Source organism: Paenibacillus xylaniclasticus (assembly GCF_004001065.1).
Classification (GTDB): Bacteria; Bacillota; Bacilli; order Paenibacillales; family Paenibacillaceae; genus Paenibacillus_T; species Paenibacillus_T xylaniclasticus.
In genome coordinates, this window is the sequence record NZ_BIML01000010.1 from 22628 (window position 1) to 44435 (window position 21808).

At 54.6% G+C, this 21808-nt stretch carries 19 protein-coding genes; all 19 read right to left on the reverse strand.

The features are described 5' to 3' along the window. Positions 1–61: 61 nt before the first annotated feature. The 19 genes from PXY01_RS12675 to PXY01_RS12765 all read right to left on the reverse strand — a co-directional run bounded on the left by PXY01_RS12675 (position 62) and on the right by PXY01_RS12765 (position 21749). Positions 62–790, reverse strand: coding sequence for a glycosyltransferase (locus tag PXY01_RS12675; RefSeq protein ID WP_164744406.1), 729 nt, complete (start codon positions 788–790; stop codon positions 62–64). Further along, positions 791–1744 (reverse strand): NAD-dependent epimerase/dehydratase family protein, encoded by a 954-nt coding sequence (locus PXY01_RS12680; RefSeq protein ID WP_127570386.1) that lies wholly within the window; start codon positions 1742–1744, stop codon positions 791–793. Continuing rightward, positions 1726–2556: a dTDP-4-dehydrorhamnose reductase family protein gene (locus PXY01_RS12685; RefSeq protein WP_127570387.1), complete on the reverse strand. Its 831-nt coding sequence runs from the start codon at positions 2554–2556 to the stop codon at positions 1726–1728. The genes PXY01_RS12680 and PXY01_RS12685 overlap by 19 nt, the downstream gene beginning before the upstream one ends. Continuing rightward, the gene (locus PXY01_RS12690; RefSeq protein ID WP_127570388.1) at positions 2553–3536 is read right to left on the reverse strand and encodes a polysaccharide biosynthesis protein; all 984 of its coding nucleotides are present in this window, start codon (positions 3534–3536) and stop codon (positions 2553–2555) included. Before PXY01_RS12690 ends, PXY01_RS12685 begins: the two co-directional genes overlap by 4 nt. Continuing rightward, on the reverse strand, positions 3529–4620 hold the full coding sequence (gene wecB, locus PXY01_RS12695; RefSeq protein ID WP_127570488.1) for a non-hydrolyzing UDP-N-acetylglucosamine 2-epimerase: 1092 nt from the start codon (positions 4618–4620) through the stop codon (positions 3529–3531). Before wecB ends, PXY01_RS12690 begins: the two co-directional genes overlap by 8 nt. A gap of 28 nt (positions 4621–4648) precedes the next feature. Next, positions 4649–6205 (reverse strand): glycosyltransferase family 4 protein, encoded by a 1557-nt coding sequence (locus PXY01_RS12700; RefSeq protein ID WP_127570389.1) that lies wholly within the window; start codon positions 6203–6205, stop codon positions 4649–4651. 178 nt (positions 6206–6383) lie between these two features. Continuing rightward, the gene (locus PXY01_RS12705; RefSeq protein WP_246027908.1) at positions 6384–7469 is read right to left on the reverse strand and encodes a CgeB family protein; all 1086 of its coding nucleotides are present in this window, start codon (positions 7467–7469) and stop codon (positions 6384–6386) included. A gap of 48 nt (positions 7470–7517) precedes the next feature. Then, the gene (locus PXY01_RS12710; RefSeq protein WP_127570391.1) at positions 7518–8669 is read right to left on the reverse strand and encodes a CgeB family protein; all 1152 of its coding nucleotides are present in this window, start codon (positions 8667–8669) and stop codon (positions 7518–7520) included. A 203-nt stretch (positions 8670–8872) separates the two neighbouring features. After that, the gene (locus PXY01_RS12715; RefSeq protein WP_127570392.1) at positions 8873–9154 is read right to left on the reverse strand and encodes a hypothetical protein; all 282 of its coding nucleotides are present in this window, start codon (positions 9152–9154) and stop codon (positions 8873–8875) included. Further along, positions 9151–9450 (reverse strand): hypothetical protein, encoded by a 300-nt coding sequence (locus tag PXY01_RS12720; RefSeq protein WP_127570393.1) that lies wholly within the window; start codon positions 9448–9450, stop codon positions 9151–9153. The genes PXY01_RS12715 and PXY01_RS12720 overlap by 4 nt, the downstream gene beginning before the upstream one ends. Beyond that, positions 9447–9791, reverse strand: a complete 345-nt coding sequence (locus PXY01_RS12725; protein ID WP_127570394.1) for an alpha-helical endospore appendage domain-containing protein — start codon at positions 9789–9791, stop codon at positions 9447–9449. Before PXY01_RS12725 ends, PXY01_RS12720 begins: the two co-directional genes overlap by 4 nt. Positions 9792–9825: 34 nt before the next feature. Further along, positions 9826–10110 carry a nucleoside-diphosphate sugar epimerase gene (locus tag PXY01_RS12730; protein WP_127570395.1) on the reverse strand — a complete coding sequence of 95 codons (285 nt, stop codon included), beginning with the start codon at positions 10108–10110 and terminating at the stop codon, positions 9826–9828. Positions 10111–10196: 86 nt separating this feature from the next. Continuing rightward, positions 10197–11573 (reverse strand): glycosyltransferase family 2 protein, encoded by a 1377-nt coding sequence (locus PXY01_RS12735; RefSeq protein WP_246027909.1) that lies wholly within the window; start codon positions 11571–11573, stop codon positions 10197–10199. Between the two features lie 29 nt (positions 11574–11602). Continuing rightward, positions 11603–12817 carry a GT-D fold domain-containing protein gene (locus PXY01_RS12740; RefSeq protein WP_246027910.1) on the reverse strand — a complete coding sequence of 405 codons (1215 nt, stop codon included), beginning with the start codon at positions 12815–12817 and terminating at the stop codon, positions 11603–11605. 13 nt (positions 12818–12830) lie between these two features. After that, entirely contained in the window at positions 12831–13583 is a 753-nt protein-coding gene (locus tag PXY01_RS12745; RefSeq protein WP_127570490.1) for a sugar phosphate nucleotidyltransferase, read from the reverse strand. A gap of 45 nt (positions 13584–13628) precedes the next feature. Further along, positions 13629–14387 (reverse strand): glycosyltransferase family 2 protein, encoded by a 759-nt coding sequence (locus PXY01_RS12750; protein ID WP_127570491.1) that lies wholly within the window; start codon positions 14385–14387, stop codon positions 13629–13631. After that, positions 14387–15193 carry a glycosyltransferase family 2 protein gene (locus PXY01_RS12755; RefSeq protein ID WP_127570397.1) on the reverse strand — a complete coding sequence of 269 codons (807 nt, stop codon included), beginning with the start codon at positions 15191–15193 and terminating at the stop codon, positions 14387–14389. Before PXY01_RS12755 ends, PXY01_RS12750 begins: the two co-directional genes overlap by 1 nt. A gap of 7 nt (positions 15194–15200) precedes the next feature. Next, positions 15201–16169: a glycosyltransferase family 2 protein gene (locus tag PXY01_RS12760; protein WP_127570398.1), complete on the reverse strand. Its 969-nt coding sequence runs from the start codon at positions 16167–16169 to the stop codon at positions 15201–15203. A gap of 384 nt (positions 16170–16553) precedes the next feature. Further along, the gene (locus tag PXY01_RS12765) at positions 16554–21749 is read right to left on the reverse strand and encodes a WIAG-tail domain (protein ID WP_127570399.1); all 5196 of its coding nucleotides are present in this window, start codon (positions 21747–21749) and stop codon (positions 16554–16556) included. Between the last annotated feature and the right edge of the window lie 59 nt (positions 21750–21808).

The window sequence follows — 21808 nt, forward strand, 5'->3', positions numbered from 1 at the left end:
ACAGCGGAAGACGCCGGAAGGCGCCGCCATCGGTCAAACAGGCATCCGAACAGGAGCAGCTTTATCCAATGCCGAAGCGGCGCAGATGCTGGCTCCATCGCCGCTCATAACGGCGGAACAATGCCTTCGTCTCACGCTCAATCCTCTCCCTGTTGCGCATCGTTCCCATATGCTCATGCCACCGGTAGGCGGTCAGCGGCTCCGGTGTCAGATGAAAGTGGAATCCAGCCAGCATAACTCGGTACCAATAATCCAGATCATGCGTGAACGTCTGCTCCTCATTGAACGGCCCAATCCGATTGAACAACGATTTGCGCATCATGACCGTACAGCCGTTAACCGGATTACAGCTGCGGAATGCCAGCATCAGCTCGTGAGGATTGGCCGGCGGGGTTATGCCGAACTGCGTATAGCGCCCTTTGCCGTCGACGGTGTCAAATCCGGTATGTCCGATCCATGCATCCGCCCTGCGCATATCAGCAAGCTGCTTCTCCACTTTGTCCGGGTACAAAAAATCGTCTGAGCTGAGCCATACGATATAGTCGCCGCTCGCATACCGAAAGCCGTGATTTAACGCGCTAGCCGTACCGCCGTTAGCCTTACCTAGATAATAGATACGTCCCTCATAAGGCTTCAACAGCTCGGTATGCTTGGTGGAGCCGTCATCGACGACGATCACCTCGATATTCGGATATGTCTGTGCTAAGGCACTCTCGATCGCCTCCCTCACATACGGATCGTTATAGAACGGGATTACGATTGATACTTTCGGTTGATCGCCATACAGCATCTACTGTCCTCCTCTCTGGCTCGCATAATAAGCTCTCGCATCATTGAGCGTATCAGCGATCGACTGTTCCAGCGGGATACGAGGCTGCCAACCAAGCGCACAGACGGCGCTCGCATCGACCGGCTCTGGAGACGGCGCTGCCGAGTCGCCGACTTCGAACGAAAGCGGTACGCGGGCCAATGCTTCGAACCGCCCTGCCAGCTGCTCGTTCGTCACGAATCGGCCGGAAGCTACCGGGTACAGCTCCCCGGACACACCGCTTCGCAGCAATACGTCATATGCAGCTATCGCATCGCGCACGTCCAGATAATCACGCCGCTCATGTCGCGATGACAGCCGGAAGACAGGAGATGGAAGACCGGCCTCAGCTGCTGCCTCCGCCTCTGCCGTGTAGCGAGCAAGCAATGCGCACAGTCCCCGAGAGCGTCCTGGTCCGATCAGGTTGGACGGCTCGGCGACAACGACATCTAGACCGTAAAGGGATTTCCAGCTTTGCGCAATTAACACCTGCATCGACTTGCTTAAGCTGTAAGGATGCGGCGGATTCGGGATAGAGCCGGGAGGCGGAGGCTGGAAGCGGAGCATCGAGCCGGCAATCAGAACGCGGCACGGACGGTCGGCGCTGCGTACCGCTTCCAGCAGATGAACCGTTCCCATCGCGTTCGTCATCAAGTAGCCGGCAGGATTATGCCAGGATCGGTCCGCCGCATTCAAGCCGGCGAGATGAACGACTGCATCCGGCTTCGACTCGGCAACCGCCCGGCGAGCATCTTCCGGGTCCGTCCAATCGCAACGAATGACCGCGGTACTTCCCTTTTCTGTGACAGCATTCCTGGAAACAGCAGCGATAACCTCACAACCGCTTTTAACAAAATGCGCCACCGCATGTTCCCCGCAAAATCCCCCCGCTCCCGTAACGAGCAGCCTTGCACTGCTCATGACGACCGCATCCATTCGGCAAGCTCCGCCAGCATCAGACGGTATGGCTGCGCCTTGAACGTCCAATCGGCACGCGTCGATACGAGCGAGCGGTCATTCACCGGCTCGGCAGCAGGAACGATCGTTACGCCGTCATGTCCAATGATTTCTTGAAACAGACGAAGCAGCTCCAGCTTGCTGACCGTCTCTGGCGCGACCAGCTGCACAAGTCCGCTGATAGCTGGTCGATTAAGCGCATAGTGAATCGCTTTAGCCAGCTCCAGTGTCGTTACACCGTTCCAATATACCGACGAGTAGCCGCTTACCGTCCCCTGCTGCTTCAGAAACCATTGCAGCAGCCCAATGCCGTCCGCATTCCGGTCAGGCCCGACGATCGATGTTCGAATCGTCAGATGGGGCTCATCCTTCACCTCGCCGAGCGCTTTAGTACGCCCATACACAGTAGGATTGTCAGGAATATCATGCTCGGTGTAGCGTCCCCTTGCGCCGGAGAACACGCAATCCGAGCTAATATGGATAAGCCGAGCGCCGATTTGATCCGCCGTATGCCGCAGCCAGTGCGGCAGCCACGCATTCACCCGATAAGCGGCGAGCGGATGCCTCTCGGCATCCGAATTCAATATCCCGACAGCGTTAACGATCGCATCCGGACGGCGGTCGGCGATCACTTCGAATACCTGTTCAAAATTAGCCGCATCCAGCGGTATGCCTTCGGCATCGTCCGGTCTGCGGGTCGTGTACTCAGCCTCAATGCTAGATATCTTGCCGAAGTACCTCATCAGCATTTGGCCGGCCATCCCATTGCCGCCGACGATGAGCAGCTTCATGCGATAAATCCCCCTCGCACCAGCATCTGCCGAATTTGCTCATGATCCATAACGTTCTGGCTGGAGCTGAAGCTGTCGAATTCGACAGGCGGATAACCGGCATAATGCTGCTTCAGACCGGGTATATCAAGCGGCGGGAGAATGACCAAATATTCGTCGTCATAGACGACCGTGCTCTTGCTTTCGAATTCGGTCAGCAATATTTCGTGCAGCTTCTCACCTGGACGAATGCCAGTCTCTACGATTTCTGCCTGCCGACCGAGCGAATCCATCAGCACTTGCGCCAGATCGACGATCCGGCACGTCGGCATCGTCATAACGAAAATTTCGCCTCCGATGCTCTCGGCCGACGCTTTGAACAGCAGCGTGATCGCATCCTGCAGCGTCAAGAAAAACCGCGTCATTCGCAGATCAGTAATGCCGACCTGCCGCTTCGTCTGAATCTGGTGCATAAACAAGTGCACAACGCTGCCGTTCGTGCCAAGCACATTGCCTCCGCGCACGCAGACGAATTTCGTCTCCGAGTTAAGCAAATTCGCATATACGATCAACTTCTCGCCGATTGCCTTCGTCATGCCGTAGAAATTAGACGGATTAGCCGCTTTATCGGTCGAAATATAGATCACACGATTCACTTTATTCGCAATGGCTGCTTCTATCACATTCTGTGTCCCGATGACGTTCGTCTTCAGCGCCTCATATGGCTGGTCCTCGCATACCGGCACATGCTTAAGTGCAGCCAGATGAAAAACGTAATCGATATTCTCACAAGCGCGGGTAAGCGCCTCCTTATCGCGAATATCGCCGATACAGAACGTCAGTCTCTTATCCTCGAAAAACCGACTCATCGCAACCTGACTGGATTCATTACGTGAGAATACGATAATCTGCTGCGGGTTTTGCGGCAGCAGCTGACGGATAAGCTCGTATCCCCATGACCCGGTTCCGCCCGTCACCAGAATCCGCTTGTTGTTAAACATTCCATTTCCCTCCAAGCAAAAATTTCACCACAATATCCGAAACATGCTCCGCCTTATAACCGTCCGGACAGCTCCATTCAGACGGGAGGCGCATCATGACCGAGGCCGCACCTGCAATATGGTCCGGCTTAAGACCGCACACCGTATTGCTGCCGCAATCGACCGTCTCTGGCCGTTCCGTCGTATCCCGTATTGTAACGGTCGGTACACCGAACAAGCAGCATTCCTCCTGCACGGTTCCGCTGTCGGTAATGGCAAGCCTCGCGTGCTTCTCCAGCTTAACGAAATCGAAAAATCCGAACGGCTCATACAGCTTAACGAGCGGATGAATGGCTTGCAGCATTTCGTGAGCAAGCTTGGACCTCGTTCTCGGATGTACACTGCACACGATGCGCATGCCCGTTTGCTCCGCTACCATGTTCAAGCCTTCTATGATCGACGACAGTCTATCGGGATCATCCACGTTCTCCGCACGATGAGCCGTTACGATGATGTATTGCTTCTCCGAAAGCCCGAGCTGATCCATTATGACGCTAGCATCGATTCGAGGCATATAGTATTGGAGCACCTCATAAATGGGATTACCGGACTGAACGATCCGGGCGGCCGGGAATCCCTCGCGAAGCAAGTTGCTTTTGCTATAAGAGGTGTATGGCATATTAATCGTAGACACGGCGTCAATAATGCGCCTATTCTTCTCTTCCGGCACCTTTAAATCGTAGCAGCGGTTACCCGCCTCCATATGAACGACCGGAATGCCCATCCGTTCCGCTACGATCGCGCATAGCGCACTATTCGTATCGCCAAGCAGCAGCACGACGTCCGGCTTCTCCGTCAGCAGCACCTGTTCAATCTCACCGAATATGGCAGACAACTGACCGCCAAACGTCTGCTTGCCGGAAGCAAGCGTATAATCCGGCTGTCTTACATCCATTTCGGTAAAAAAAATGCCGCTTAACGAAGGAGAAAAGTTTTGCCCCGTATGAACGAGAATATGCTTCTGTGCCAACTGATCCAGCTTCGCAATAATAAGGCTGAGCCGGATGATTTCCGGTCTTGTGCCCAATATCGTCATGACCCGCACGGCCGCAGCCTCCCCCGTCAGTTTAAAGTTATCTCCGCATTCGCCGCCTCTTCGCCTTGCTGCGTCTACGCCCGGCAGTCGTCCTGCGAATAGGCGGTTTGCTTCGCCTTCTGCCACCTCGCCCACGACGTCTGCGAGCTTTGCCGCTGCGCTTACGGCGCCGTCTGCGAGCTGCATGCCTCGCTCTCACAGAAGCCGGATCGGTCAGCCCTTCCGGCTCTCCAATCGGTTCACCGAGCGGCAGCGCTCGTATCGTAGCATCGTCGATTGTCACAACATCGCTGAATGAATAGCCCGCTTCAAGAAAAGCTTTCTCTGAAACGAACGGCCGCAGCTTGCCATCCTCCAGCAAATAGACAGCAGGAGTGCTTCCTCTGACCAAATGCGGCTTGACAACCGCATCGACGTTCATCGCATGCAGCAGCCGAACAAGCTTGTTCCGATAAGCGGCGATGCCGTATGCCCGTTCGACGGCGGCCCGGCTGAGCATCCCAACCGTCTCCATTTTCTTCCGATTGCTGAGCAATCCGTCGATACAGTTGACCAATCCAAGCACGTCGCCGACGGGGACGCTATAGGCAGCATTACCGGTCATCTGCATCACTTCCGCCAATCCGCCTGAAGCGAACGCTACGACCGGTTTGCCGAACACTAATCCTTCAAGCGCCGTCAAGCCGAACCCTTCGGCGGCCATGCTCGGAACGACAACCATATCGAGCGCAGGGTAAATTGTCTCAATTCGGTTTTCGAACCTTATCCAGCGGAACCGATCCATAATGCCGCAGCGTCGAGCCAAATCCAGCCCCGAGTCGAACAGTGCCCGATCAACCGGATTGCCAACGATTAGAAACAGCGCGTCATGGTGTCGCTTCGCAATCTCGACCGCCATCTCGATAAAAGGCATATAGCCTTTGTTCGTATAGATCGACGAAGCAATAAACCCGATAAGCTGATGCTGGGGACGAACGGCGAGGCCGCTTCTGCGCAGCTCGCGATTCGACTGCCACGATTCAGGGGACAAATCCTCGGGATGCCAAGAAGGCGGGAGCAGTATGATTTTGTCATCTAAGTGGGGGTAATACATTCGAACCTGCTGCAGCGTCGATTCCGATATTCCGACTATCCAGTCCGAATATTTATGAATTAATGCGACGGCATCAGCTGTGTGGGGGGTTGACCGGATCGTCTCCATCAGCGACCAGACGACCGGTATGCCGAGCTCCTTCGCCGCAATCGCGGGCATCGGATGTACCGCCGTATTCACAAGCACAGCATCCGGACGCTGACTTGCCAGCAAATGCACGAGAGCGGCATAATCGGCTTCGCTGCGGAACTGGTGAAGCTCATCCAGCAGATGTGGCTGCGCCAAATAGAGCGGGACGGAGATCGGAATTGGCTGCACACCAATCGAGATCCCTCTTGCTAAGGCAGACGTGGACAAATAGCCTTCATTCGGAACGACAAGCGTGCATTGAAAATAAGGCTCAAGCTCGCGAAGCATGAACAGAAGCAGCTTCTCTGCCCCCGTCACGTACGTCTGGCTGCATATGTGCGAGAATACGAACAGCCGAGGCTTGGAACGCAAGCAGACCTCACCTCCTTAGTAGGCTCAATTCGAAGACAGATCGGAACACGCTTATCCTAGTTGCTACAATATATTGACAAGACAGTTTGCTTGGCACGACAGATGAACCTGCACCAAGTGCACAAAAATCGGCGGTCCGGACTCCGCGCCTGCAGCGCAGCATCCAACCGCCAGATCATTAGCCGAACAAGATGGTCAGCATCGTCTCCAGACGTCTTGTATACGTATGATCGCGCAGCGTCCGGAACAGCCCGCGCATCGCAATCTGCCTACGTTCCTGTTCGTGAGTTAAGTAATATTCGATCTTGTCGATCATTTCCTGCGGGGATGAATAAGTGACGATCTCGACATCCGGCGTGTAGAAGAGCGGCAGGTCTTCCCGAACATCGGTCAGCTGCAGCGTCGCACATGCGGCAATCTCGAACGTCCGTGGATTAGGCGATACAGCTGAAATTAATGCGCTGTTGTTATTGAACGTTTCATCGTCATACGCACGATGCATATTGAGGACGATCTTCGCACCATTGTATACATTCGCCGTTTCCTCAGGATTCATCCAGCGGCCAAGCGCGATCTTCGAGCGGAGCTTGTGGAAGCCGCTCAGCCTTTCCCACCATATGCCGCTAATGAGCGTATTCTTGGTTGCCAAATAATCGGTAATTTGATCGAAGAAAGCGACCCGCTTCCAATAAGCCGAGCCGACAAAGCTAATTTCCTTGCGTTCGGACCTGGGAGGATTGCGCGGTCTGAATACCGTCGGATCGACCCCGAGCGGCAAATAATGAACCTCTTGGCAGCCAAGCGAGCGGTAAAAATCGACGCACACCCGCTCCAGTGTAAACACAACATCGTAATGCGGCGCGAGCCGGGACGTAATATCGGTGTAATAGGGATCGTCGGTAAACCACACGACTGTTCGAATGCCAAGACGGCGGATCGCATCGACCTGCTCCGTATCGAACTCCAGCCCGTCCAGCACAATGACGACATCAGGCCTTAGTCTCTCCGCCACCTCCGCTACGGGCTGCTGTACGCTCGTAATGCTGAGTCTTACCGTCATCGCTCGGAGCGTCTCGGCTATCGCTTCGTCAAGCGGTGAATAAGGATAGCCTTTGCCCGTCGTAACGAACAGCACATGCACCGGCCGCACAACGATTTCATGTCTCATAGACTGCAGCAGCGACTCGCATTGCCCGAACCAGTAACCGTGATCCCAGCCGGCCGCGAAGCCATCCTGTCGTCCCTGCAAGTAAGCATTCTGCACGTCGATCACCTTCTTTCTTCGGATAATGAAAGCTTGCGCGGCCGCTGACTACAGCCGGTATTGCAGCAGCTGCATAAGCTGATCGATGCGCGACGAATAAGTATGGTCTCTAAGCGTTCGAGCCAGACCGCGAATAGCAATCACACGGCGTGCATCCTCATGTTCGAGATAAAACTTAATTTTCTCACCGAGCTCTATTGCATCGCGATACGTATCCAGCTCATAGCCGGGACGATAGTACGAAGTCAAATCATCCCGCACGTCCGTCAGCTGCAGCGTGCCGCAAGCGGATATTTCATAGGTACGGGGATTAATCGACAGGCCGGGATATTGATGCGTATTTTTGTTATCGGCTCCCGCCTCGGTCGTCCGATGCAGGTTAATAACGATTCTGGCACCGTTGTAATAAGCAACCGATTCCTCGACCGGAAGCCAGCCGTGCCGGATGAACCGGCTTAACCGGTCGTACTGGGTCAACCGGTCCCACAAACCGCCAGCGATGAATACTTTTAAGCCTTCAAGCTGCTCAGCGATTGCATCGAATATGGCTACCCGGTTCCAGAACGCTTGGCCGATGAAACAGACGTCGGATTGATACTGCCTGCCTACTGGCATCGGCCTGAACAGCAGAGGATGAACGGCCAGAGGCAAATAATGAACATCTGTACAGCCGATCTCCCGATATAACGAAACGGTGCTCATCTCGTGCGTCAGCACCGTATCATAGTGCGGCGCGATCATGACCGTATCCTCCGTTACGTAAGGGTCGTCTGCAAACCAGATGATCGTTCGAATTCCGGCTGCCCGAATCGTATCTACCTGGGTCAGATGATCATCCGGAAACACATGCAGGCCATTCAGCACAAGCACGAAATCCGGGCGAATGAGCAGCGCCTGCTCCGCCATTCGGCTCGCTTCAACGACATGCAGCTCGGCTGCCGCTTCCTGCAGCGCATGAATAATGCCATCGTCAATTGCTTGAAAGCCTTGCGGAACGTAAATGACCCGCACATTGCAGCGGGCTGCGACATGCATACCGATCGTGCGCGTAACCGCCTCACAGGCACCTTCCCTCCAACCTGTCCGATAGCCTGTCTCGTAGCCCGCTGCAGCACCGGCTTCGTAAGCTTCCACCCTCTTGAGAGAAGCGCCCCGCCAATATTGCGCGGATGTAGCACTTTCTCGTCTATTGCGGCTCATATACGTTCACCTCATCTCCACAATATGCACTCCATGTCGAACACACACGGGTATGCGCCGTCCGCTTGACAAAATTGGCTGATGTCCGCAAGCGCTAAGCCTGACAAGCATAAAGCGACGCCAAAATAGCCTGGTAAGCGTACCGCGGAAACACTGATCCACAGGACGTACACCAGGCTTAATGCCGTAAGCAGCCCACTGCTTTATATTTGCTGTTCATATGCAAGCTGATGACCGTCCTCGAACCCTTTGGCGAAGCCGGCATTATAGCCTTCATTGTAAGCTCTGTCGAAGCCCAAACTGTATTGAAGTGCCGTTCGCAGCGCTTTTCTGCGTCGGCTTACCCGCCGCTTGGAAGATACCTTGCGGGTCCGGCGCGAAGAAGCCTGCTTATTCGAACGGCGCTGAACCGTCCGTCTCCCCCGCGCTCTAGCTCTCGCGCTTTTCCGGGCTGTTCGCTTTCTACTGCCCCTCGTCGCTTTCACCTTTCTTTCCTCCTTGACCTTACGCTCTTAGCCAGCCGTGCCCGGTTCGGCCATGGCTTCGCAGGCCTGCCGCGGCGTGGCTCGCCAAGCCGTATGCCGGTAACTGATTCAACTAACGTCTGCTGCAGACGGCTCAAATGCTCGATGTTGTGCCTCAGCCTCATGGCAAGCGGATCATGATGGGAAGTAACGTCCGCTACGGACTCCAGTATTCGGGCAAGAGCATGCTGGCTCCTCGCAATAGAAGCGATCAAGTCAAGCTTTACAGACCGTGTCTTGTCTTTGTCGCTGTTCACAGATGCCCTCCTATATTCCCTCCCATACCACCGCCGTACATCATGCCGCTATCGTCATTATTTTCTAGACCATGCTCTAGCGCTACCTTCATGATGGCGTTCATCCCGCGTCCGAGCTTCGTTAATCCATCAATGACTTCGACGATCTGATCATGCATGCGAACGGATTCCATCAGCTGCTGGTGCTGCTCGGCATAGGCATCAGACGATACATGATTGCAGATCCAATTCCGTACCTTCTCCGCTTCTACCGCTTTGGCTTCCAGTATCATCGATAAGTTCCACTGCAACATAGCCGCAGTATCCAGCATACGCTTCAACGCTTGCTCGCGGCTTGCCATACCACCCGTGCCCTCCTCTGCCTCGAACCGCAGCTTATTCGTCGTTGTCGTCCATCTCTATCATGACGTGATACAGCTGCTCGGCCATCATTTCCTGCAAATCCGCAATGCTATTGAGATAAGCAATTACGCTCCGCGTCACGCCGCTTGCTTGGTCGATCAGCCCCGTAAATCCGCCTAATTCTGGGTTCTCATCCGGCAGTGCATGAATCATCTGCGCCGTTCGAACAACAACGTGCCGCTCCGCCTCCAACACCCGCGCCAGCTGCCGGTTCGTATGAGATACGTGCTCAATCAGTGCATCAATCGAGTCCTCCATCAAGCAGCTCCCTTTCTTCGCCTTACTGTTATCAGCATATGCTCTGTTGACAATACGGTGACGGGCATGCACATATGCTCGGCGCTTTATAATGCTTGAAACAGCTTAACTGGTACAATAATCGGCAATCCTTCCGGCATTTCACGCAGCACGGATTCACTTAGGCGGACGGTTCGCTCGCTTGTATAACCCCAGCACTCTGCTGCAGCTGCCGACACGATCAGCCGCTTCATTCCATCCTCTACGACATATTTCAACCCATTCTCACCTTCCGCAGCATAACAGACTCCGTGAGACTGCAGGAAGGACGTAAGAAGCGGATCATCAACCGAAATAGGCTCACCGATCGGATAACGGCGCAGATCCAGCTGAGATAATCGTACAACCGGAAGCTGCGTCGCTCCTTCCAACGGCCGGCGCTTACCTTGCTCAAGCCAATAAACCGTATCGCCGATGCCCTTGACAAGCGCATAGTGCGGATAAAAATCGATCTGGCGAAACAGCCTCCCGGCCTGCCCCCCCGCCTGGCCTGTAGTGTGCCGCCATTGATTTACACGGTGAACCGATTCATTCGGATTGCCCCATTTATCCAAGTAATATTGTGCATTATGGCGATTAACCTCATGGAGTTGCTCCCCAAGCGCCTTAATACTTACGCTGCCGAAATGATGGATGAACGAATCCTGTGCAATGACAAGCGAATACCCGAGCAGACGGACTCGAATATTGAAGTCATCGTCCTCAAAGTTACCGAGCTCGTAGCCTTCGTCCAAATAGCCGGCTTGCTCGAGCAGCTCCCGCCGAAACAGTAAGCAGAAACCAGTCAATCTATCGGTTCTTACCCATTGGTTCGGGTCCGATACGTTACGCTGCTTCGCAAACTCGTGCATATCCTCGATTTTCGTATAAGGAACATCAATTCTTTGACCGCCGCTAATATAGTTCGTCACGGGACCGACTAATCCGATCGTCTCATCGCTGTATAAGCAGGTAAGCATATTGTCGAGCCAATTCTCCGTCACGAGCGTGTCATTGTTCAGCAGAACGATCGTCCTTCCTTTGGCCATCATCAGTCCGATGTTAACCGCGCCGGCGAAGCCTCGGTTATGATCTAAAATCCGGTATCGGATATGCGTACCGATTTCCTCCAAGTACGCTTTCGTTCCATCGGTTGAGGCATTATCGACCACGATGATCTCGTAAGGAAGATCGGTATGGTCAATAATGCTCTCAATGCATGATTTTAAATATTTCCCTTGGTTATAAGTAGGAATGATGATGCTAGTACCTTCGAAAAACGTCTCGAAGCTGTCCGCTCCCGCTCGTCTTCCTTCCTCATAGCCCTTACGATACCCCATATCGTAGCGCAAGGCTTCATGGCTGGACATATGCCGGACTTCACTCAGCGCTCTGCGTCTCGTCCTGTGCCTTGAGCGTCTGAGCTGCCGCAGTGTGCTTCTCATGCTCTTCATCCTCTTTCGTCATGGTATCGTTACAGCCTCAGCTGATCGACCACGATGCCATCGGCCAAATGTCCGAAATCAAGCGCAGCCTTACCAAGCTCGCTTGCAATTCTGCAAGCGATAACGACAGCGGGAATGCCGGCGGCCACCAGCGCAAGATCGAATGCGCAAGACCGCACCTCCGCTATAACCCGTTCAATATCTGCAAAGCCGCGCACTGGCGCAATAACACCTGTAACGGTGCAGCCTTCCGCCCGGAGATGCTCCGCTAACGCCGGGGTTGAATTTCCGATTAGAATCAGCCTTTTCCCTTGCAGCAGCGGCTTGAGCCAATGCTCTTGAAATAAGCTGTAGTTAATCGTAGAGCTCGTCAATCGAAGGGAACGAGCATCGAGGCCGTGGCCTCGAAAGGCGGGGTATAGCAGCGGCTGAAAATGTTTGCGGCGTGACAGTGGGACACCGACGATCGTGGCGCGGCGCACCGCATCTGCAAGCTGGTCGCGCGCGGCCAAATCCGGAGGCACAACCCCAGCATAGGGCAGGAACTGAGCTGTGCTTGCGATACGATCGGCCGGATAGACGATATCCTGCGAGAGCGTCAACAATTCGCCGTCGCCCAGCCGAACGACGGAGCAAGGCGTCCCCGCATGAATGGCAGCCTCAAGCTCCGCATACACTTCAGCCGGTTCAAGCAGCCTTATACCATGCGGCAGCAGCTGTTCCACGCCTAATGCGATGACGTCGCGCAGACTGACCTCCGGCAGCAGAACATTATGCGGCACAGCCTGCTCCAGCAGCTGCTCGCCTCCCTCGTAAGCTGCATACTCTAACGCATCTTCTACCAAATCAGCCGACTTCTCCGACCGTTTGAAGGATAACTCCTTTGGCGGGCCTTGCTTCTCTGGCCCCCTCTCCGCCAGTTCTTCTGTCGGCAGCACGCTCTGGGGCGAAGCTGGCAGTCTTTTTCTCTCACGCCTTGCGGCATACCGAAGCTTCGAGCGTCTTCGTCCAGTCGAGCGGACGGCACGTATTTTTCTTCTGGTCCTCCTTGCTGGACCGCCTGAAGCTGCAGCCATCCGCTGCAGCCGGTTGGACCGTCCCCGCCGCTGCCCCCTGGCTTGAACGACTGCAGCATGGATCGAGGCAGCGTCGTTAATCGTACTTCCCGCTGCTGCAAGCGTGCGCTTAGACAGAAGCCGATTCAGGATGGGCTTCGGACCTGCTGTTCGTATTCGGTGAACCATATTTTCACCTCGGTTATTCCGTTTCGCTCCCTTTGTCAGGCTCTATGTGTAGCGTTAGCATTCGGCCGGACGCCTCATGCAGCGACTCGAACGTCCCGGCATCAACCCACCAGCCGCGAAGCACCGCATAAGACAGCTTCCCCTGTCGGGCGTATGCATTGTTCAAATCGGTTATTTCCAGCTCCCCCCGACCGGAAGGTACGAGCTGTTCGATTAGACTGAAAGCCGAATCATCGTAGAAATAAATGCCCGTCACACTATAATCGGTAGCCGGATGTTCCGGCTTCTCTGTAATGACGGCAATCGATTTCCCGTCCTCTCCGAACGTCGGAACGCCGTAGCGCCGTGCATCCTCTACCTGCTTAAGAAGCACCATGGCGCCTTCTTCCTGCTGTTCGAATTGCTGCACATAACCATCCAAAGCGTCCTCGAATAAATTATCGCCTAGCAGCAGGACGAATTTCTCCGACTCCCGAATGAATGGACGTGCCAGCTCGAGCGCCTGCGCTATCCCGCCTGCCTCTTCTTGAATGCGATAGGTCATCGTAACGCCAAGCTTCGAGCCGCTGCCCAAATAGGAGATGAGCATACCTGCTGAAGAGCGGCCCGTAATAAGCAAAATGTCGGTAACGCCCGCTTCCCTCAGCTTCACGATCGAATAATGAATCATAGGATAACGGCCGACGGGCAGCATATGCTTATTGAGCAATCCGGTTAACGGATGCAGCCTCGTTCCCGTTCCGCCAGCCAATATGACAGCCTTCAAAACCATGCCCCTTCCTGCATAAAAACAGGGCTCCAAGCCCATCCGTCATGTGCCGATAAATATACCGGGATCGATGCCCCACTTGTCGATATACAACTGGCGGTTCCGCGCAATAAGCTGCTCAACCTCCGCGCTGCTAGTGCGGCGGAAGCTCGCGCTGCCTTCGTGATAAATAAGCGCATCTTGACACATTAACAAGCTGTAGCCGTGCATCCGAATGCGCAAGCAATAGTCGTCATCCTCGTAATGACCGGGCGAGAACCGTTCGTCTAATTCCCCTACCTTCTCATACACCTCACGTTTAAACAGCATGCACAGCCCGACAATCCGCATGACGCGCACCCGCTTGCTAGCGTCCGGATGGTTCACGTCAGCTGCAATCACCATAAATTGCTCTAAGCTGTCGAAGCGGTAATCCGCCTGCTGAATTCCGCTCGCATAGTTCGTTATCGGCCCGGTCAAGCCAATATCGCTCTCCTGCTCCAATCCGGCAGACAGATTAGCAAGCCAATTCGGTGTCGCGACAATATCGTTGTTCAACAGCATGAGCTGATCGCCTGTAGCGATCCGAAGCCCTTGGTTGCAGGCGGCCGGAAACCCGACGTTGTCTGCAAGCGACACGAACGGGATGCGCTGGTCAATGCACCACTGACACGTACCGTCCGACGATCCATTATCAACGACGATAATTTCATATGGTGTAGCCTTCGGATCAGTATGCTCGCGGATCGAATCGATCAGACGCTGAAGCAGCGTAAGGCCATTAAAAGACGGGATAATAATGCTGGTCAGCTTGCTGGTCATCATATTCCGCTCCTTGCGATAACATCTCTGCGCCGATTTCGGTCCGTCTTCGACAGCCGGGCTCCGCTCTTGTCCATAATATGCTTAAGCGCTTCGATATGATCGCCGACGATAAGCCTTGCCACTTCATTATCGCGTCCGACATTGCCCTTCCGTATCCGGTTCGCTGCCACCACATTGACCGAGCCCGCTGCAGCAACGACAAGTCCTTCTGTAATCGCGGCAGCCTGTGCCTTAGGCGGTACGGCGAGCAGCGCAGTGCCGATTCGTTCGATTGCCCTTCTTGACAACGCATGCGGAACCGAAGTAAGCGAATTCGCATGGAGCTCCGGTCTGCCGAGCGATAAATTCAGAAACGCTTTAAGCTTCGTCACATCGTCCCAATCACGGAACAGCGGCAAATATGGCGAAATATTGTTCAGCGCGACATCCGTTCCTCTTGCTACAGCAGCGATAAAAGGCTTCAATTGCTCGGCTGGAATCCGAAAATCTCCGTCCACGAACAACACGATATCTGCCTTACACAATCTAGCTCCGATCGCCCTGCCAACGTCATGGCCGATCCTGTCTGCATAATGTACGATAGTTACGCCCGGAAACGATCTTGCTGAGAAGAAGCTCCCGTCCGTACAGCCATTAAGGACGACAACCGTTTCTTCGAGCGGAAGCTTCGCAAGCTCCTCCAGGACGAGCGGAAGCGTCTGCTCCTCGTTATAGGCCATAACGACAGCTGCTGCACGGCAGCCTGGAAGCAGCGATACTCCGAGCCGTTTAGCTCTCCCGCCAGCCTTGCGTCTGCTTCTCATTCGTCCGTCACCTCGCATAGTGCCTTTGCCGAAACCGATCCTCGTATCCGCACCGCTCACCAGTTTTGGTTATCATCCAGTTGACCGCCTCCAGATGATCCCCAACGATAACATTCTCCAGCGGGCTGATACGTTCTCGCGCAATTCGCGGCGGATTCAGCTTACCGACGTTAATTCGCCGCACCAGCATGACGCATAGACCTGACTGTACAGCTTTGGCATGCGCCAGCGGTGGTACGGCAAGCGTCTCCGTCCCGATTCTCTCTAATGCAGCTCGGCTGACCGCATGCGGAATCGCGGTCATCGAGGCCCCTTCCAGATCCGGACGGCCGAGCAGCACGTTAAGCGCATGCTTAGCCAGCACGACACTGTGAACATTCAGCTTGGCCGTCGGCCCGGAATAATCGTTCAATGCGACATCGACCCCTTCTTGAGCTACAGCCTGTACGAACGGCCTTAATCGGCTCGCAGGAATGATCATATCGCCGTCAATGAACAGCAGAACCTTGCCGCGTGCAGCCTGCGCGCCTATCGCACGTCCGACATCGTGGCCAAGCGGAGCCTTGTACTCAATGACTCGAGCGCCGGCTTGACTAGCAATACAGGCCGATCCGTCCATCGAGCCGTTCGCTACCACGATCACTTCAACTGAAGGGTGTACAGCCAACGCCTCGCGAATGACTCGCCGGATCGTCCTTCGCTCATTCATGACTGGGATAATGACCGATACGAACGGGGCAGCGTCCGAGCGCCGGTCATTCTCTCCCTCCTCCGGAAGTGTCTGCACTGGTCCTACAGACTTGTACCGGCTTGCCGCAGACATCGCCGTATATTTGCGTCTAGCTCTTCTGGCCCGCAGCCGCAGGCTTCGGCTTCGCATAACTCCCCGTCTTCGAAAAGATGCCCTCAAGAGACGGCGCCGCTGTCTCCTTCCGGACCTGCCATGCCGTGCACGCACACCGGATGCACGACCCATACGATCACCTCCTCACGAATGATTGAAGGATCGGCTCTATGAACATACAGTTGGTGTTATATTGAATATCTTATGTCGGTCAGCTTGCTTCGCAACGGCGTATGTACATCCCTCCCCAAAGCGTAAGAAGGGGGCTGTCCGCTAAATCAAATTTCGCGTTAGGAGTCCGTTTCGATCTCTTGCGAGGCCAAATTTTTGCAGCCTGTGCAGTCATTTTGCCGCATGCGAATGAAAGGGCGACCACTTCATGCACTCCTTGCAGTAATTTCACATACACAACGCGTTTTTATATTTTTCCACATGCGAGTTTAAATCGGAGAAAGGGGCTGTTCATCCGTCCGCTTTTGCTTCACAGACTTTCTGAACAGCCCCAGTATCATACCGCTATGAACGGGTTCTTGCCCCGATTGCAATCCAGTTAATGTAGCCGACAGGCTCGGTGCTGAACCGAATCCGAGATACAGATACGACCGCGAAGTCGTCGGCTTTGTCTTTCAAGGTAGCGATACATGCCGGATGATCGGTCATCGCAACGAACGAATAGTACGAATCCTTGAACGGCTCATCGAACGAAATGATGACGTCACACGTCTCCTCCTGCCCATTGAAGGCAAAGGGAGCTAGACCGAACTGCTGTAGAGGAACAATTGTGCCAGACGGAGCGCATACCGGAGTGAACGCTAACTGTTCGACGCCAACTGCGCCTGTCGCCAACTCTCGCGAGCCAACTGAGCCGGCTGTAAGATGGGCAGCTTCCACCGCACCCGGTGCAAGATGCCGCGACTGAATCACGCCTATTCCGATTAACGGCTTGCTAATCATGCCGAGGACGTCAGGAGACAGCTTGCTGACGCCAATGCTGCCGTCCGCGATCGCTTTGCTTTTGACCGCTCCCGCATTCAAATGCTGCGGTCCGACACTGTCATCGGCCAACTGGTTGCTGCCAACCGCTCCCGGATGAATGTGCTCCTGCAGCACGCTGGCGAATGCGATATGAGCCGACCGAACTGCAATATCCGCAAGCTGCTCCGGACCGACTGAGCCGTTTGCTAGCTTTGCTTCCGTTACCGAGCCGTCAATAAGCTGATCACTGCCGACTGTGGCTGAGGCCAATTTCCCTGCCGTTATAGCACCTTCTGCCAATTTGTCAGGTGTTACAGAGCCGTCAGCAAGCTTTGTACCCGTTACCGAGCCGTCGATGAGCTGCTCATTGCCGACTACCGCAGCTGCTAATTTCCCTATCGTTACAGATCCTTCTGCCAATTTGTCAGGCGTTACGGAGCCATCTGCCAGCTTTGTACCCGTTACCGAGCCGTCGATGAGCTGCTCATTGCCGACTACCGCAGCTGCTAGTTTCCCTATCGTTACAGATCCTTCTGCCAATTTGTCAGGCGTTACGGAGCCATCTGCCAGCTTTGTGCCCGTTACCGAGCCGTCGATCAATTGCTCACTGCCGACCGATTCCTCTGCCAATTTGCCCGCCGTAACGGCCCCGTTAGCGAGCTTGCTTGACGTCACGGATGCTTTAGCCAGCTTTGTTTCCGTTACCGAACCGTCAATCAACTGCTCGCTGCCGACCACCTCTTGTGCCAATTTGCCTGCCGTTACCGCTCCTTCTGACAACTTATCGTTCGTCACCGAACCTATGGCGAGCTTCGCTTCTGTTACCGCCCCATCGACTAACTGTTCGCAGCCAACCACCTCTTGTGCCAATTTGCCCGCCGTCACAGCGCCATCTGCTAGCTTGCTTGAGGTTACAGCACCATCAGCCAGCTTCGCCTCCGTCACCACGTTATTCATCAGCGCTTCGCTGCCAACTGACGATATGGACAGCTTGCTGGCAGTGACCGCGCCATCTATCAGCTTGCTCGTTCCGACAGCACCCTCGCCCAGCTTCGATGCGGTTACCGCGCCTTCCAGCAGCTGCTTCTCACCAACCGTCGCATCCGCTAATTTCCCTGCTGTTACAGCACCATAAGCGAGCTTATCGGACGTTACGGAGCCGTCGGCAAGCTTTGCTTCTGATACGGAGCCGTCGGCAAGCTTTCCTCCCGTGACAGCCGCCGTTGACAACTCTCCCGTTCCGATAGCTCCTGCCGCAATATGCACGCCCAATACGGCGCCCGGTGCAAGCTTCGCACTTGTAACACTGCCTTCCAATAGCTGCAGCACGCCTACAGAACCATCTGCCAGCTTCGTAGCGTCTATTGCGCCGAATGCAATCTTATCACTCGTAACCGCAGCCGCTGCCAGCTTCTCCTCCGTCACCGAGCCGTCAGCAAGCTTCTGCGTGCTAACCGCACCGTCCCGCAGCTTGCTATCGCCGACCGCCCCCAGTGCCAATTGAAGCTCTCCTACCGATCCTTCCGCCAGTTGGTCTGTCGTCACCGCCCCTGCCGCAATTCGTGATGAATCGATTGAACCAGGCACCACATGACGGGCCGATATCGCGTGATCATCCAGCTTCTCGGCCGTAACGGCCCGATCCGCTAGCTCACGAGTTCCGATGCTTCCGCTTGTGATCTGCTCGCCGCGAATACTGCCCGCTTCCAAGTGCTCGCCCGTCAGCGTGCCAAGCTTCACTTTGCTGCCATGAATGCTTCCTTCCGGCGCCTTATCGAACGATAACGCTTCGCCAGCCATATGCGCGAGCGTAATCGAGCCTTTGCGCAAATGGTAGCCTTGAATCGATTCCGCCTTCAAATGCTTGCCCGAAATCGACTCTAGAGCCAGATGCTCGCCACCGATCGTTCCGGATGCAATTTTATCGCCTGTTACCGCATTCTTCTGCAGCGACTGCGTGCTAACCGATTGCGGCGCCAAATGCTCCGCATTAACCGAATCAGCTGCCAGATGGCTGCTCCGTACTGCAGCCTCCGACAGATGGACGGACTTCACCGCGTTTTCCTGCAAATGAATGGACTCAACCGCCCCATGCTGTAAATGCTTCGAACCGACGGCGTCCATCTGCAGATGAATGCTGCCGACAATTTCCGGAGACAAATGATCGGTTTCGATCGATTCCTTCAGCAGATGGCTAGAGCCGACACTTTGAGGCGTAAGATGAATACCGTATACGGATTGCTCCACTAATTGCATACTGCCGACTGAATTTGCAGCCAGATGGTGCTCTTGTACTTCTCCATCCGCTAGTTTTTTTCCCGTAACCGCACCGTCTGCCAGCTTATCAGTTGTCACGGAGCCTGCCGCAAAATGGTTCGTCTTAATTGAATCGGCCGCAAGCTGAGCGGACCCGACTGCGCCGCTGGCGATATGCCTGCTCCTAACCGCACCCTCCATCAGCTGCATATACCCGACGCTGCCAGCATCCAGCTTATCGCTCGTAACGCTCGAATTAGCCAGCTTCGAGGTCGTAACCGAATAATCGGTCAGCTTGTCGGTCGTAATCGATTCTGGAGATAGCTTGAGCGAATTTACCGCATAATCGGCCAAATGGTGTGCGAATACTGTACCGAAGCCGAGATGCCGCTCCGTAATCGCATGCGGGGCAATTTTCGCCGACGTAATAGAGCTGTCGGCAACCGCACTCGTCTCGACGGCGAAGGGCCCGATATGCTTCGCGCTAATTGCACCTGGACAAATATGAGAGCCTGTTACCGCTTCGTCTGAAATCGCCTCAGTCGTCACTGCGCCCGCTGACAAATGATAGGCCCGAATCTCAGCAGGCGCAATTTTGTCAAACGTAATGCTTTCATCCATCAGATGATCCCGTGCAACTGCTTGCTTAGCCAGTTTCGAGCTTGTGACTGCACCATCGACCAGCTTGCTGTCAGAGATGGAGCCATCAGCAATCTGCGCCATGCCAACAGCTGCGAAGCCAATATGCTCCTCCAGTACAGAGCTGGGAGCCAGCTTGTCGGACGTCACGGAGTCATTCTGCAAATGTTCTGTATGAACCGCATCCTGCTTCAGTTCATTAGCGGACACTGCACCCTTCGCGATATGCTTCTGCTCTACGATTCCTTCCGCCAGCTTATCAGACGTGATAGACGCTTTGGTCAGATGCTTGCTAAATATAATGTCATCCGCCAGCTTCGCCGTTGTTATACTGCTGTCGGCCAGCTTAGAAGACGTTACGGCGTGGTCTGCCAGCTTAATCGTTGTAACCGCCTGCTCCGACAGCTTCGAAGCGGTCAGCGACTCATCCATAATATGCTGCGCTTCGATTTGGCCAGAAGCGATATGGCTGCCAAGCACCGCATTGTCTTGAAGATGCTCCGAGGCTACGGAATCATGAGCAAGCGCAGAGGAAGCGACCGATGCGGATGCCAGCTCTCTAGAGCCAACCGTCCCTTCTTTTAGATGCTCGCCTTCGATTTCGCCCGGAGCTAAGTGCTTTCCCTGTATAATACCGAGTGATACATGTTCAGCCAGCAACAGTCCCGGTTTCAAATGGTGCGAGTCTACGGCCTCGGCCGCAATTTTGTCGCTCGTAACCGCGCCGCTGCGCAGCTTCTCCTTCGTTACAGCTCCATCGGCTAATTTCGCTACATTGACCGACTCGTTCGCCAAGCTTTCCGTTACAATCGAGCCATGGCGCAGCTTCGAGGATGTAATCGCCTGCTCGCCGATAAGCTCCGATGTAATAATGAACGGCTTCAGATGGATGGTATCGATCGAGCCTTCCGCAATTTTGTCCGAGCTGATCGTACGGTCTGCCAGCTTCTCGCTCGTCACACTGTTGTCGCGCAGCTTATCTCCCGTTATTGAGCGATCGCGTATTTTTTGACCGGAAATTGCATTTTTGGCCAGATGCTCGCCCGTAATGACCTCTGATGCAAGCTTCGAGGATGTAATCGCGCCGTCCGCAATTTTGATCGATTCAACAGCATAATCAGCAATCGAAGCCGTTACAACCGCTCCAAGCTGAATGTTGCTGCTCTTGACTGCACCAGGCGCGAGCTTCTCACTGATGACCGACTCGTCAGCCAAATCATCCGAATAAATAATCGGTGCAGGCTTATTCGGCTGCTTACGCTCCTCGATCCGTTCACGTTTCGTCTGCTCATCCATCTGAGCGGCAGCGGCAAGGGACTGTTGTTCGACCGCCGCAGGATGAACAAGCTCCACGGACTTAACAGACTGCGCAGCCGATGCTTCTGCTGAAGAGAGCGGCTTTACGGCGTTCGATTCCGCTGCAGGAGCATCAGACTTGGCAAGCTTCGCGGCCGAATTAATTTTATTCCCTGTGTTGGATTCCTTGCCCGAGCCTTTAACCGGACGCGCGGGGCGTATCGTCGTTCCAAGCACATGCGGCAAAATGACGGCCCCGCTCTCCACAGCCAACGGCCGTACATTCGATGGCTCGGCCCCAGCAGCCGGCGGCTGCACGATCGTATCGTTCTCAGGCAAGGCAGGAGCAGCCACAGAATGGAGCGATACTTGTGCGGTATTGGACCGGTCAAGCTCCTGCTTTGGCACACCGTCTGCATTCGTCTTCTCCCGACTTTTCTTTTTTCTCTCCTCATCCAGCCAACGAAGCTCGGAAGTGTTCGGATTGTCTACAAAAAAAAGCGGCTTCCGTCCCTTGGGTGATTTCCCCTTATTGCTTTTCGGCATAGCCCTCTCCTTCTTCCACCTAAGATGTCATTGGCAATATATGCATTCCCCCCTAGGCG